The 749-nt window shown below is 69.2% G+C and carries 1 protein-coding gene; it reads left to right on the forward strand.

The annotated features are described in order from the left end of the window. Positions 1 to 476 precede the first annotated feature (476 nt). Positions 477 to 749 (forward strand): PPE domain-containing protein (locus A9X05_RS27460; RefSeq protein ID WP_231978482.1); only part of this gene is annotated, 273 nt, incomplete at its 3' end.

The raw sequence follows: 749 nt of genomic DNA on the forward strand, positions 1-749 counted from the left end.
TTGATCTCCGGCGGTAACGCCCCGAAGTCAAACACCTACGAACCCCCCGGCTCGAACCATGTGTTTCCCTCGCGAGTGTTTTAGATAGCTGGCTTCAAGCGATGCGCTTGCTTGCGAAGGCTAGAGCGCCGCCCCGTCTTCTCGCTGCCCGTGACTCGACGGTCCGGGTGGGAGGCGCCCCGTTCCAGCGGGTCAGCGGACAGCGCAACGGCCGGGCCGGCGGCCGCCCGCGTTCGCCGTGTGCACGCCTACCTGCGGGAACGGGTGCCGGGCGGATCACGGCCGATAAGCGATCCCGCGCAGCCGGGGCGGATCGACGTGGGCGCTGGACAAAAAATCCGGTCGCAATAAAGGCCGCGGCGATGTCGGCCCGGACAGGGGCCGGCCGGGGGCGTGGGCAAGGCCTCCGCCGCGAGTCGGTTCTTGGGCGCAAACGCGAAACACGCTTTAGCGCAGCACTTTTCGCGCGCTAAAGCGTGTTCCTACGCTGCCGACCCGGAGGTTATCCGGCGCGGATTTATGCCGGTCCGGGGTCGGGGTCGTTGATGACGGCGGCGTCGGCGTGGAATGCGATCGCCGCGGAGCTGCAGTCGGCTGCGTTGAGTTATCAGAATGTGGTGACTCAGCTGGCCAGTGAGGAGTGGGCGGGCACGGCCTCGGCGGCGATGGCGGCCGCGGCCACCCCGTATGCGGAGTGGCTGGCCAGCACGGCGGCGCAGGCCGAGCAGGCCGCGGTGCAGGCCGCCGCG

The organism is Mycobacterium sp. E3298 (genome assembly GCF_001666895.1).
Taxonomy (GTDB): domain Bacteria; phylum Actinomycetota; class Actinomycetes; order Mycobacteriales; family Mycobacteriaceae; genus Mycobacterium.